This is a genomic window from Mycobacterium sp. SP-6446, assembly GCF_001954045.1.
In the GTDB taxonomy this organism is placed as follows: domain Bacteria; phylum Actinomycetota; class Actinomycetes; order Mycobacteriales; family Mycobacteriaceae; genus Mycobacterium.
Genome location: NZ_MBEM01000083.1, coordinates 14,632 through 27,680, shown reverse-complemented (window position 1 = coordinate 27,680; position 13,049 = coordinate 14,632). Strand labels below are relative to the sequence as shown.

At 67.4% G+C, this 13,049-nt stretch carries 9 protein-coding genes and 1 pseudogene; 9 read left to right on the top strand and 1 reads right to left on the bottom strand.

The features are described from left to right. A pseudogene (locus tag A5736_RS26690) lies at positions 1 to 625 on the bottom strand (PirG); the annotation flags it as partial. A 219-nt stretch (positions 626 to 844) separates the two neighbouring features. Here A5736_RS26690 and glf point away from each other — a divergent pair. From glf to fadD32, 9 genes are all read left to right on the top strand, one after another. Further along, the gene (glf, locus tag A5736_RS06875) at positions 845 to 2,038 is read left to right on the top strand and encodes a UDP-galactopyranose mutase (RefSeq protein WP_076127438.1); all 1,194 of its coding nucleotides are present in this window, start codon (positions 845 to 847) and stop codon (positions 2,036 to 2,038) included. Positions 2,039 to 2,087: 49 nt separating this feature from the next. Then, positions 2,088 to 3,974: a glycosyltransferase gene (locus A5736_RS06870; protein ID WP_076127441.1), complete on the top strand. Its 1,887-nt coding sequence runs from the start codon at positions 2,088 to 2,090 to the stop codon at positions 3,972 to 3,974. Next, the gene (locus A5736_RS06865) at positions 3,967 to 4,512 is read left to right on the top strand and encodes a phosphatase PAP2 family protein (protein ID WP_076245256.1); all 546 of its coding nucleotides are present in this window, start codon (positions 3,967 to 3,969) and stop codon (positions 4,510 to 4,512) included. The genes A5736_RS06870 and A5736_RS06865 overlap by 8 nt, the downstream gene beginning before the upstream one ends. Then, a complete protein-coding gene (locus A5736_RS06860; protein ID WP_076127446.1) occupies positions 4,509 to 5,417 on the top strand; it encodes a decaprenyl-phosphate phosphoribosyltransferase in 909 nt (302 codons plus the stop codon). Before A5736_RS06865 ends, A5736_RS06860 begins: the two co-directional genes overlap by 4 nt. Beyond that, entirely contained in the window at positions 5,404 to 7,374 is a 1,971-nt protein-coding gene (aftB, locus tag A5736_RS06855; RefSeq protein WP_305800070.1) for a terminal beta-(1->2)-arabinofuranosyltransferase, read from the top strand. Before A5736_RS06860 ends, aftB begins: the two co-directional genes overlap by 14 nt. 325 nt (positions 7,375 to 7,699) lie before the next feature. Continuing rightward, complete coding sequence (locus A5736_RS06850; protein ID WP_076127450.1) at positions 7,700 to 8,746, top strand: esterase family protein; 1,047 nt, start codon at positions 7,700 to 7,702, stop codon at positions 8,744 to 8,746. A gap of 122 nt (positions 8,747 to 8,868) precedes the next feature. Beyond that, positions 8,869 to 9,780 carry an esterase family protein gene (locus A5736_RS06845; protein WP_076127452.1) on the top strand — a complete coding sequence of 304 codons (912 nt, stop codon included), beginning with the start codon at positions 8,869 to 8,871 and terminating at the stop codon, positions 9,778 to 9,780. Between the two features lie 116 nt (positions 9,781 to 9,896). After that, a complete protein-coding gene (locus A5736_RS06840) occupies positions 9,897 to 10,904 on the top strand; it encodes a cutinase family protein (protein ID WP_076245254.1) in 1,008 nt (335 codons plus the stop codon). Positions 10,905 to 11,140: 236 nt separating this feature from the next. Next, complete coding sequence (gene fadD32, locus A5736_RS06835) at positions 11,141 to 13,039, top strand: long-chain-fatty-acid--AMP ligase FadD32 (protein WP_076245253.1); 1,899 nt, start codon at positions 11,141 to 11,143, stop codon at positions 13,037 to 13,039. The last annotated feature ends 10 nt before the right edge of the window (positions 13,040 to 13,049 follow it).

Sequence of the window (13,049 nt, the reverse complement as noted above, 5' to 3'; positions counted from 1 at the left end):
CGATCGGCACCTCGCTGGGAGTGGCCCCGGTGCCACCCAGGCCCGGCGCGAGTCCAGTCGGGCTGGTCAGACCCGGGTTAGACAGCGCGGGGTTCATCCCCGCGCCCGGCGTGGTCGGCAACGCACCCGGCGCGGTCAGCCCGGGCGTCCCGGGCGTCCCCGGCGTCGTGCCCGGGTTGGCCAGCCCCGGCGTGCCAAAACCCGGTGCGCCCAGGCCCGGGGTGGTCGGCCCCGGTGTACCCAGGCCCGGTGTACCCAGGCCCGGGGTACCAACGCCCGGGCTGGTCAGCCCAGGGCTGGTCAGCCCGGGACTGGTCAGGCCCGAAGTTCCCAGCCCCGGGCTGGTGAGGCCCGGGCTGGTCAGGCCGGTGGTGGTGCCGCTGTTGCCGCTCAACGCGGGCACCGGCGGCAGGTTGATCCCGAACTGCGACAGCCCCTGCGACAGCGCGCCCATCAGCTCGCTGGGCAGGTCGCTCATGACCGCCGCTTGCTTGAATTCGCGGTGCTCAGGCTTGCTGCCCGCAGTCGATTCGTAAACCAGGAAGTATGCGCAAGGACTCGCGACTGCCAGGGCGGCGACCGCGCTCATGGCTGTCGAGAGCTTGCGTCGGCGTCGGTTCGGCACGGAAGTCTCCTCAATCTGGACTATGTGTTTCCTCGGCGTGTGCTGCCTGTCCTATCCGGCATGAACCACACAGAGTCGATGGTACGAGTGAGATTGCTGTGACTAGAGTGGTGATATTGAATCGTGAGGCAATTGCGACCACGGCCGTAACCTCCGACACCGATTCCAGGGCGTCGTCGAATCGGGATACGCGCCGGGGTCAGATACCCTAGGCAACCGATGACAGCTCGTTTTGACCTCTTCGTCGTCGGCTCTGGATTCTTCGGCCTGACCATTGCCGAGCGCGTGGCTACCCAACTCGGCAAGCGCGTGCTGGTCGTCGAACGGCGTCCGCACATCGGCGGCAACGCGTATTCCGAGGCCGAGCCTCAGACGGGTATCGAGGTCCACAAGTACGGCGCGCACCTGTTCCACACCTCTAATAAGAGGGTCTGGGAGTACGTGCGCCAGTTCACCGACTTCACCGACTACCGGCACCGCGTGTTCGCGATGCACAACGGGCAGGCATACCAGTTCCCGATGGGGCTGGGCCTGGTGTCGCAGTTCTTCGGCAAGTACTTCACGCCGGCCGAGGCGCGGCAGCTCATCGCCGAGCAAGCCGCCGAGATCGACACCGCGGACGCGCAGAACCTGGAGGAGAAGGCCATCTCGCTGATCGGCCGGCCCCTCTACGAGGCGTTCGTCAAGGGCTACACGGCCAAGCAGTGGCAGACCGACCCCAAGGAGTTGCCCGCGGCCAACATCACCCGGCTGCCGGTCCGCTACACCTTCGACAACCGCTACTTCAGTGACACCTACGAGGGGCTGCCGGTCGACGGCTACACCGCCTGGTTGCAGAACATGGCCGCCGACGACCGCATCGAGGTCAGGCTCGACACCGACTGGTTCGACGTCCGGGATGAGCTGCGCCGGGAGTCCCCGTCGGCCCCGGTGGTCTACACCGGCCCGCTGGACCGCTACTTCGACTACTCCGAAGGCCGGCTGGGTTGGCGCACACTGGACTTCGAAGTGGAAGTGTTACCCATGGGCGATTTCCAGGGGACGTCGGTGATGAACTACAACGATCTCGACGTGCCCTACACCCGCATCCACGAGTTCCGGCACTTCCACCCCGAACGGGACTATCCGGCCGACAAGACCGTGATCATGCGGGAGTACTCCCGGTTCGCCGGCGACGACGACGAGCCCTACTATCCGATCAATACCGAGTCCGACCGCGCCTTACTGGCCGCCTATCGGGAGCGGGCGAAATCCGAAACCGCGTCGTCGAAGGTGTTGTTCGGCGGCCGGCTGGGCACCTATCAGTATCTGGATATGCACATGGCCATTGCCAGCGCACTGAACATGTACGACAACGTCCTCGCGCCGCACCTGCGCGACGGCACGCCACTCGAGGAGGGTGCGCGCGGATGACCCGTGCCGGCGACGACGCAGAACGAACTGACAATGAGGAGCGGCACCGATGACCGCCGTGAGCCTGCTGTCCCGAATCATCCTGCCGCGTCCGGGTGAGCCCCTCGACGTGCGCAAGCTCTACCTGGAGGAGTCGAAGACCAACTCGCGGCGCGCCCACGCCACGAGCCGCACCTCGCTGGAGATCGGCAAAGAGTCCGAGGTGTCGTTCGCGACGTATTTCAACGCGTTCCCGGCCAGCTACTGGCGCCGCTGGTCGATCTGCACCTCGGTGGTACTGCGCGTCGAGCTGACCGGAACCGGTCGCGTCGACGTCTACCGGTCGAAGGCCAACGCGGTGCGGATCTCGGTCGACGGACGCCAATTCGTGGGCACCGAGGACCAGCCGGCCGTCGTCGAGATCGAGGTGCCGCTCAAGCCGTTCGAGGACGGCGGCTGGATCTGGTTCGACATCACCACCGATACCAACGTCAACCTGCTCAGCGGCGGCTGGTATGCCACCGAGCCCGCGCCGGGCACGGCCAACGTCGCAGTCGGCATCCCGACCTTCAACCGGCCGGCCGACTGCACCAATGCGCTGGCCGCGCTCACCGCGGATCCGTTGGTGGACGAGGTAATTGGTGCGGTGATCGTGCCGGATCAGGGTGTGCGCAAGGTCCGCGACCACCCGGACTTCCCCGCCGCGGCCGCCCGGCTGGGCGATCGGCTGTCGATCCACGACCAGCCCAACCTCGGCGGGTCCGGTGGATACAGCCGGGTGATGTACGAGGCGCTGAAAAACACGGATTGCCAACAGATTCTGTTCATGGACGACGACATCCGCATCGAGCCCGACTCGATCCTGCGGGTGTTGGCCATGCACCGATTCGCCAAGAGCCCGATGCTGGTGGGCGGCCAGATGCTCAACCTGCAGGAGCCCTCGCACCTGCACATCATGGGCGAGGTCGTCGACCCGTCGAACTTCATGTGGACCGCGGCGCCGCACACCGAATACGACCACGACTTCGCCGAAAATCCGTTGAACGACAACAACCCTCGCAGCAAGCTGCTGCACCGTCGCATCGACGTCGACTACAACGGCTGGTGGACCTGCATGATCCCGCGGCAGGTCGCCGAGGAGTTGGGCCAGCCGCTGCCGCTGTTCATCAAGTGGGACGACGCCGACTACGGCCTGCGGGCCGCCGAGCACGGATACCCGACGGTGACGCTGCCCGGGGCGGCGATCTGGCACATGGCCTGGAGCGACAAGGACGACGCCATCGACTGGCAGGCCTACTTCCATCTGCGCAACCGCCTCGTCGTCGCGGCGATGCACTGGGACGGTGACGTCACCGGCCTGGTACGCAGCCACCTGAAGGCAACACTGAAACACCTTGCCTGTCTTGAATATTCGACGGTGGCTATCCAGAACAAGGCCATCGACGACTTCCTGGCCGGCCCCGAGCACATCTTCTCGATCCTGGAATCGGCGCTGCCCGAGGTGCATCGGATGCGCAAGGAGTTCCCGGATGCCGTCGTCCTGCCGGCGGCCAGCGAGCTGCCCCAGCCGATGCACCAGAGCAAGGCGATGAATCCCCCGGTGAACCCGCTGTCGATCAGTTACCGGCTGGCCCGCGGGATACTCCACAACGCGACCAAGGCCGACCCGGCGGCCCACCAGCGTCCGGAGTACAACGTGCCGACCCAGGACGCGCGCTGGTTCCGGCTGTGCACGGTCGACGGGGTGACCGTCACGACGGCCGACGGGTGCGGTGTGGTCTATCGACAGCGCAACCGACGCAAGATGTTTTCGTTGCTGTTCAAATCGCTGCGCCGCCAGCGTCTGCTGTTGAGCCGGTTCGACGAGATGCGCCGCGTGTACCGCGGCGCGCTTCCGGTTCTGTCCAGCAAGCAGAAGTGGGAGACGGCGTTGCTGCCCGCAGCGGACAATGGCTGAAATCCCTCTTTCGGGGCCGCCGCGCGGCGAAGTCGCCGCGGTGGTCGCCGTCCAGGCGGCGCTGGCCGACCGCCCCGGGGTGCTGAGCACGGCCCGCGGGCTGTCGCACTTCGGCGAGCACAGCATCGGCTGGGTGGCCGTGTCGCTGCTCGGTGCGCTGCTGGTGCCGCGGCATCGCCGGGACTGGCTGGTGGCCGGCGTCGGCGCGTTCGCCGCACACGCGGCCGCCGTGTTGATCAAGCGCGTGGTGCGGCGCCAGCGACCGAACCATCCCGCCGTCGCGGTGAACGTCGGCACGCCGAGCCGGCTGAGCTTCCCGTCGGCGCACGCCACCTCCACCACCGCCGCGGCAATCCTGATGGCCCGCACCACCGGGCTGCCCCTGCCCGTGTTGCTCGTCCCCCCGATGGCGCTGTCGCGGATACTGCTGGGGGTGCACTATCCCAGCGACGTGGCCTTCGGCATCGCGCTGGGCGCCGGCGTCGCGGGGATCGCACGCAGCAGCGGCGAAAGGTTGCGAAAGAGGTTCGCCGAATGAGTGAAGACGTGGTGGTCGGACCGCCGGGCAATGTGATCGTCGGGGTGGTCAAGGCAATCCGCCCGCGGCAATGGGTGAAGAACGTGCTGGTGCTGGCCGCACCGCTGAGCGCGGCCGGCCGCGGCCACCAGTACGACTACGGCCAGCTGGGCATCCAGGTGGCGGTGGCCTTCGTGGTGTTCAGCCTCGCGGCCTCGTCGATATACCTGATCAACGACGTCCGCGACGTCGAGGCCGACCGCGAACACCCCACCAAGCGGTTCCGTCCGATCGCCGCCGGCGTGGTGCCCGAATGGCTGGCCTACGCTCTGGCCGCGTTCCTGGGCGTGGCCTCCGTGGGTATTGCATGGTGGCTGACGCCGAACCTCGCGGTGGTGATGGCGGTCTACATCGCCGTGCAGCTGGGCTACTGCTTCGGCCTCAAACACCAAGCGGTGATGGACATTTGCATCGTGTCGTCGGGGTTCTTGCTCCGGGCCATCGCCGGCGGGGCGGCCACCGACACCCGGCTGTCGCAATGGTTTTTGTTGATCATGGCGTTCGGGTCGCTGTTCATGGCGGCCGGCAAACGCTACGCCGAGCTGCAACTGGCCGAGCGCACCGGCGCGGCGATCCGCAAGGCGCTGGAGAGCTACACGGGCACCTATTTGCGGTTCGTCTGGACGATGTCGGCCACCGCGGTGGTGATGTGCTACGGGCTGTGGGCGTTCGAGCGCGACCACGGGTCCGCGCGCTGGTTCACGGTGTCCATGGTCCCGTTCACCATCGCGATCCTGCGCTACGCGGTCGACGTCGACGGCGGGCTGGCCGGGGAGCCGGAAGACATCGCGCTGCGTGACCGGGTGCTGCAGCTGTTGGCCCTGGCCTGGATCGCGACGGTCGGAGCCGCGGTTGCCTTCGGCTAGCCCCGGTCTGGAGGCCATCAAGCGTGAAGTGATGCGCCGCCGCGCGGCGGTCAGGCGGGTCGGCCGGCCGGTGTTCGCATACGCCACCATGGTCCGGGTCAGCCTGTGGATCAGCGTGGCGGTGGTCGCGGTGCTGTTCGGGTGGGGCAGCTGGCAGCGGCGCTGGATCGCCGACGACGGGCTGATCGTGCTGCGCACCGTGCGCAACCTGCTGGCCGGCAACGGGCCGGTGTTCAATCAGGGCGAGCGCGTCGAGGCGAACACCTCCACGGCATGGACCTACCTGATGTACGTGGGCAGCTGGGTCGGTGGCCCGATGCGCATGGAGTACGTGGCACTGGCGCTGGCCCTGGGGCTGTCGGTGCTGGGCGTCGCGCTGCTGATGCTGGGCACCGGGCGGCTCTATGCGCCCAGCCTGCGGGGCGCGCGCGCGATCATGCTGCCCGCCGGCGCGTTGGTCTACATCGCGCTGCCGCCGGCGCGTGACTTCGCCACCTCCGGCCTCGAAAGTGGTTTGGCGCTGGCCTATTTGGGGTTGCTGTGGTGGATGATGGTTCGCTGGGGGCAGCCGCTGCGGACCCGCCCGGATAACCGGTTCTTCCTCGCCGCGCTGGCCTTCGTCGCGGGATTCAGCGTTCTGGTGCGGCCCGACTTCGCGTTGATGGGCGGCCTGGCACTGATCATGATGCTGATCGCGGCCCGCACCTGGCAGCGTCGCGTGCTGATCGTGGTGGCGGGCGGATTCCTGCCGGTCGCCTACGAGATCTTCCGGATGGGTTACTACGGACTGTTGGTGCCCGGCACCGCCCTGGCGAAGGACGCGGCCGGCGACAAGTGGTCGCAGGGCATGATCTATCTCTCGAACTTCAACGCGCCCTATGCGATATGGGCGCCCGTCGTGCTGCTGGTGCCGCTGGGCCTGCTGTTGATGGCCGCGCGGCGGCGGCCGTCGTTCCTGCGGCCCGCCCTGGCGCCCAATTACGGACGGTTCGCCCGGGCCGTCCAAAGCCCGCCCGCCGTGGTGGCTTTCGTCCTGGTGAGCGGTCTGCTGCAGGCGCTCTATTGGATCCGGCAGGGCGGCGACTTCATGCACGCCAGGGTGTTGCTGGCGCCGCTTTTTTGTTTGCTGGCTCCGGTCGCCGTCATCCCGGTGGTCATCCCGGACGGCAAGGTGTACCTGCGCGAGACCGGCCTGTGGCTGTCCGGTGCGGCCGGGGTCTTGTGGCTGGGAATCGCGGGCTGGTCGCTGTGGGCAGCAAACTCACCCGGGATGGGTGACGACGCCACCCACGTCACCTATTCGGGCATCGTCGACGAGCGGCGCTTCTATGCGCAGGCCACCGGGCGCGCACACCCGCTGACCGCCGCCGACTACCTCGACTACCCGCGGATGGCGGCGATCCTGACCGCCCTCAACAACACCCCGGACGGGGCGTTGCTGCTGCCGTCGGGCAACTACACGCAGTGGGACCTGGTGCCAATGGGTCAGCCACCGAGCGGCAAGCCGCCCCAAAAGCCGCAACACACGGTGTTTTTCACCAATCTGGGCATGGTCGGCATGAACGTCGGGCTCGACGTGCGGGTGATCGACCAGATCGGGCTGGCCAACCCCATCGCGCAACACACGGGGCGACTGCAACACGGCCGGATCGGGCATGACAAGAACCTCTTCCCCGACTGGGTCATCGCCGACGGCCCCTGGGTGAAGGTCTATCCGGGCGTTCCGGGCTACCTGGACGCGAATTGGGTCGCCCAGGCGACCGCGGCGCTGCAATGCCCCGAAACCCAGGCGGTGCTGAGCTCGGTGCGGGCCCCGATGACGCCGCACCGGTTCGTCTCAAACTTCTTGCATTCCTTCAAATTCACCCAGTATCAGATCGACCGCGTGCCGCTCTACGAGCTCGCCAGGTGCGGGCTGCCGGTGCCCGAGGCCGGTCCGCCACCGCCCCGCGAGTGAGTTCCCGGGCAGATTTTTTCGGCGGGTCTCAAACTGCTCGCGTCGCGGGGGCGCGGCAGATTGACAGCAAAATCACATCTATCGCGCCACCAGCGTGCGGCATCGGGTGGGCACATGCGGAAACGCCCTTCACCGCCGCCGCGTTCGGCGCGGAAATCAGCGGAAATGACGGCCGGTGGACGGTTTGCGGGAGCTCCTCGATGCGACCCGCTGCCCGATGTTGTGATTGACTACACGGGCACTGCTGCGCCTAAACGCATGCAGTCGGACCCAATCGATCATGCGCGGGGACGAAAGATGCGCCCGAAAGGATGAGGAAGCAAGGATGAAGCTTGTTGACAGAGTTCGCGGTGCCGTAGCGGCTATGCCGCGCCGGCTCGTGGTGGGTGCTGTTGGGGCAGCCCTACTGTCGGGCCTGATCGGCGTCGTGGGGGGCCCGGCGACCGCCGGGGCGTTCTCTCGCCCGGGTCTGCCGGTGGAGTACCTGCAGGTCCCGTCCGCGGCCATGGGCCGCGACATCAAGGTTCAGTTCCAAAGCGGTGGCGCCAACGCGCCGGCCCTGTACCTGCTCGACGGCATGCGCGCGCAGGACGACTTCAACGGCTGGGACATCAACACCCCCGCGTTCGAGTGGTACAACCAGTCGGGCATCGCCGTGGCCATGCCGGTCGGCGGTCAGTCCAGCTTCTACTCCGACTGGTACAAGCCCGCCTGCGGTAAGGCCGGCTGCACCACCTACAAGTGGGAAACCTTCCTGACCAGCGAGCTGCCGCAGTACCTGTCGGCGCAAAAGCAGGTCAAGCCCACCGGCAGCGCCGCGGTCGGCCTCTCGATGGCCGGGTCGTCGGCGTTGATCCTGGCCGCCTACCACCCCGACCAGTTCATCTACGCCGGTTCGCTCTCGGCGCTGCTGGACCCGTCGCAGAGCATGGGCCCGTCGCTGATCGGCCTGGCCATGGGTGACGCCGGCGGCTACAAGAAGGACGACATGTGGGGCCCGTCCAGTGACCCGGCATGGCAGCGCAACGACCCGTCGCTGCAGGTCGGCAAGCTCGTCTCGAACAACACCCGCATCTGGCTCTACTGCGGTAACGGCAAGCCGTCGGACCTCGGTGGCGACAACCTGCCCGCGAAGTTCCTCGAGGGCTTCGTGCGGACCAGCAACCTGAAGTTCCAGGAGGCCTACAACGCCGCCGGCGGTCACAACGCCGTGTGGAACTTCGACGCCAACGGCACCCACGACTGGCCGTACTGGGGAGCGCAGCTGCAGGCCATGAAGCCTGACCTGCAGCAGGTGCTCGGTGCCACGCCCGGCGCCGGCCCCGCGACCGCTGCCGCCACCAACGCCGGTAGCAGCACCACCGGCACGTAGCAGCCAGCCGAAAGCAACACCGCTAATGGCGGCGATCCCTCGGGGTCGCCGCCATTAGTGATTTACGTCGCCCATCGGGTGTGGATAGTGTGCTCACAGCGACTAGACGATGGAGGGTGGACATGAGGGGTCTGTCAGCGCTGCTGCGGGTGTTCTGCATTGCCGCACTATCGGTCGGGTTCGGCGGTGCGGCTCTGGGGATGGTGACGCCCGGAACCATCGGCAAAACCAAGGCCGCGGGCTACGAAAGCCTGATGGTGCCGTCGGCGGCCATGGGCCGCGACATCCCGGTGGCCTTCCTGGGCGGCGGCCCACACGCGGTGTACCTCCTGGACGCCTTCAATGCGGCCCCGGACGTCAGCAACTGGGTGACCGCGGGTAACGCGATGAACACGCTGGCCGGCAAGGGCATCTCGGTGGTGGCGCCCGCCGGAGGCGCCTGGAGCATGTACACCAACTGGGAGAACGACGGCAGCAAGCAGTGGGACACGTTCCTGTCCAGCGAGCTGCCCAACTGGCTGGCCGCCAACAAGGGCCTGGCGCCCGGTGGCCACGCCGCGGTGGGCGCCTCACAGGGCGGCTACGCCGCGATGGCGCTGGCCGCCTTCCACCCCGACCGCTTCGGCATGGCCGGTTCGCTGTCCGGCTTCCTGTACCCGTCGAGCACCAACTACAACGGCGCGATCCTGGCCGGCCTGCAGCAGTTCGGCGGTGTGGATGGCAACGGCATGTGGGGCGCGCCGCAGCTGGGCCGGTGGAAGTGGCACGACCCGTACGTGCACTCCACGCTGCTGGCGCAGAACAACACCCGGGTGTGGGTCTACAGCCCGACGAACATGGGCGGTGACGACGCCGCCATGGCCGGCCAGGCCGGCGCGGCGATGGGCAGCTCCCGGGAGTTCTACCAGCAGTACCGCAGCAACGGCGGCCACAACGGGCACTTCGACTTCCCGGGCGGCGGCGACAACGGCTGGGGTTCGTGGGCGGGGCAGCTGGGCGCCATGTCGGGCGACATCGTCGGCGCCATTCGCTAGCGGGCGCACGGACGGTACCGGCGCGACGAGCCGGTACGGTGGTGGGTGCAGCAGAGGGCGGGACGGCCGCCTACCTCTATACGAGCTGCGACTTCCGACTCTGCTAGCAGGAGAAGATGGCCACCAACGCCCGGCGTAGACGCCGAATCCTCGCCTGGGTTGCCGCCCTCCCGATGGCCGGTGTCGTATTGCTGGTGATCGTGGGTGTGGTGATGCTGCTGCGCAGCCCCTCGTCGCCGCCCAGCGCGGTGCCGCCCGGCGTGTTACCCCCGTCGTCGACGACGGCCCACCCGCACAAGCCGCGACCCGCCTCGCAAGACGCCTCGTGTCCCGACGTGCAGTTGATCAACGTCCCGGGCACGTGGGAATCGTCGGTGCAGGACGACCCGGGCAATCCGATGCAGTTCCCGAATGCGTTGCTGCACAAAGTGACCGCCCAGCTCGGTCAGCAGTTTCCGGCCGCCCGGGTGTCGTCGTACACCACCCCCTACACGGCGCAGTTCCACAACCCGATGAGCGGGGACACGCAGATGTCCTACAACGACAGCCGCGCCGAAGGCACCCGCGCGACCGTGCAGGCGATGACCGACATGAACAACAAGTGCCCCTTGACCAGCTATGTGCTGATGGGTTTTTCGCAGGGTGCGGTAATCGCCGGGGATATCGCCAGCGACATCGGCAACGGCCGCGGTCCCGTCGACGACGATCTGGTGCTCGGTGTGACATTGATCGCCGACGGCCGTCGCCAGCAGGGGGTGGGCAACGACATCGGGCCCAACCCGCCCGGCGAGGGCGCCGAAGTCACGTTGGCGGAGGTGCCGATGTTGTCCGGTCTCGGATTGACCATGACCGGGGCGCGACCGGGCGGCTTCGGCGCGCTCAACGACAAGACCAACGAGATCTGCGCGCCGGGCGATCTGATCTGCGCCGCCCCGAACGAGGCGTTCAGCATCGCCAACCTGCCGATCACGCTGAACACGCTCGCCGGCGGCGCCGGCCAGCCGGTGCACGCGCTGTACGCCACCACCCAGTTCTGGAACCTGGACGGGATCCCCGCAACGGATTGGACGTTGAACTGGGCCCACGGGCTCATCGAGAACGCGCCGCATCCCAAACACGGCTGATATGGCCGCGCGTGAGGCCGATACGTGACGGAATCGGCGGTACGTTGTGATTTGGTCTGCCGCGTGCCGCCCCTTAACATTAAGAGAAAAGTAAGAGCATTGGATCGTGACCCGTTTGGGTCGAAGCTGGCACCCAATCGACGCGCGCCTCAGCATGCGCCGTGACAGGGCCGGCTTGCGCGCGGTTATAACGTCGGAGCAGCCGACCGAATTGTGTTGTGACAGGAGAAACCGGCATGGCGTACCACAACCCGTTCATCGTCAACGGAAAGATCAGGTTCCCGGACAACACCAACCTGGTCAAGCACGTTGAGAAGTGGGCGCGGGTGCGCGGCGACAAGCTGGCCTACCGGTTCGTCGACTTCTCCACCGAACGCGACGGTGAATACAAGGACATCTCGTGGTCGGAGTTCAGCGCCCGCAACCGTGCGGTGGCCGCCCGGCTGCAGCAGGTCACCCAGCCCGGTGACCGCATCGCGATCCTGTGCCCGCAGAACCTGGACTATCTCGTCGCGTTGTTCGGCGCGCTGTACGCCGGCAGGATCGCGGTGCCGTTGTTCGACCCCTCCGAGCCGGGGCACGTCGGACGTTTGCACGCCGTGCTCGATGACTGCACGCCATCGACGATCCTGACCACGACCGAGGCCGCCGAGGGTGTGCGCAGGTTCATCCGCGCCCGCGCGGCCAAGGAGCGCCCCCGCGTCGTCGCCGTCGACGCGGTGCCCAACGAGGTGGCATCCACCTGGGAGGAGCCGGTGGCCGACGAGAACACCATCGCCTACTTGCAGTACACCTCGGGCTCCACCCGCACCCCGACCGGCGTGCAGATCACCCACCTGAACCTGCCCACCAACGTGCTGCAGGTGCTGGAGGGGCTCGAAGGTAAGGAAGTTGACCGCGGCCTGTCCTGGCTGCCGTTCTTCCACGACATGGGCCTGATCACCGCGCTGTTGTCGCCGGTGATCGGTCACAACTTCACCTTCATGACGCCCGCCGCGTTCGTGCGCCGGCCCGGCCGGTGGATCCGCGAGATGGCACGCAAGCCCGACGACGCACCGGACTGTGAGGTCATCACCGTCGCGCCGAACTTCGCCTTCGAGCATGCCGCGCTGCGCGGTGCGCCCAAGGAAGGCGAACCGCCGCTGGACCTGAGCAACGTCAAAGCGATCCTCAACGGCAGCGAGCCGGTGTCCCCCGCGTCGATGCGCAAGTTCTACGAGGCGTTTGCGCCCTACGGCCTGCGCGAGACGGCGATCAAGCCGTCCTACGGTCTGGCCGAGGCGACGCTGTTCGTTTCCACCACACCGATGGACGAGGCGCCCAGGGTCATCCACGTCGACCGTGCCGAGCTGAACAACCAGCGCTTCGTCGAGGTAGCCGCGGATTCGCCGAGCGCGGTGGCGCAGGTTTCCGCGGGCGTCATCGGCGTCGACGAGTGGGCCGTCATCGTCGACCCCGACACGGCCAGCGAGCTGCCCGACGGCCAGATCGGCGAGATCTGGCTGCACGGCAACAACATGGGCAGCGGCTACTGGGGCAAGGAAGCCGAAACCACCGAGATCTTCCGCAACATCCTCAAGTCGCGGATCAGCGAGTCGCACGCCGAGGGCGCCCCCGACGACGGCATGTGGGTGCGCACCGGCGACTACGGCACCTACTACGAGGGGCACCTCTATATAGCGGGCCGCATCAAAGACCTGGTCATCATCGACGGCCGCAACCACTACCCGCAGGACCTCGAGTACTCGGCGCAGGAAGCCAGCAAGGCACTGCGCACCGGCTACGTGGCGGCCTTCTCGGTGCCGGCGAACCAACTGCCGCAGGAAGTCTTCGACAACCCGCACGCCGGCATCAAGTACGACCCCGACGACGCCTCCGAACAGCTGGTGATCGTCGCCGAGCGCGCCGCCGGCTCGCACAAGCTGGACTACCAGCCGATCGCCGACGACATCCGCGCGGCCATCGCCGTGCGCCACGGCGTCACGGTCCGCGACTTGCTGCTGGTGCAGTCGGGAACGATCCCGCGTACCTCCAGCGGCAAGATCGGGCACCGCGCCTGCCGCGCCGCCTACCTTGACGGCAGTCTGCGCAGCGGCGTCGGTTCCCCGACCGCCTTCGCCGGCGCCAACGACTGAATCAGGAACC

Excerpts from the sequence above, each read along its gene's own strand:
- glf (WP_076127438.1), top strand. The coding sequence starts at position 845 with ATGACAGCTCGTTTTGACCTCTTCGTCGTCGGCTCTGGATTCTTCGGC.
- A5736_RS06870 (WP_076127441.1), top strand. The coding sequence starts at position 2,088 with ATGACCGCCGTGAGCCTGCTGTCCCGAATCATCCTGCCGCGTCCGGGT.
- A5736_RS06865 (WP_076245256.1), top strand. The coding sequence starts at position 3,967 with ATGGCTGAAATCCCTCTTTCGGGGCCGCCGCGCGGCGAAGTCGCCGCG.
- A5736_RS06860 (WP_076127446.1), top strand. The coding sequence starts at position 4,509 with ATGAGTGAAGACGTGGTGGTCGGACCGCCGGGCAATGTGATCGTCGGG.
- A5736_RS06850 (WP_076127450.1), top strand. The coding sequence starts at position 7,700 with ATGAAGCTTGTTGACAGAGTTCGCGGTGCCGTAGCGGCTATGCCGCGC.
- A5736_RS06845 (WP_076127452.1), top strand. The coding sequence starts at position 8,869 with ATGAGGGGTCTGTCAGCGCTGCTGCGGGTGTTCTGCATTGCCGCACTA.
- A5736_RS06840 (WP_076245254.1), top strand. The coding sequence starts at position 9,897 with ATGGCCACCAACGCCCGGCGTAGACGCCGAATCCTCGCCTGGGTTGCC.
- fadD32 (WP_076245253.1), top strand. The coding sequence starts at position 11,141 with ATGGCGTACCACAACCCGTTCATCGTCAACGGAAAGATCAGGTTCCCG.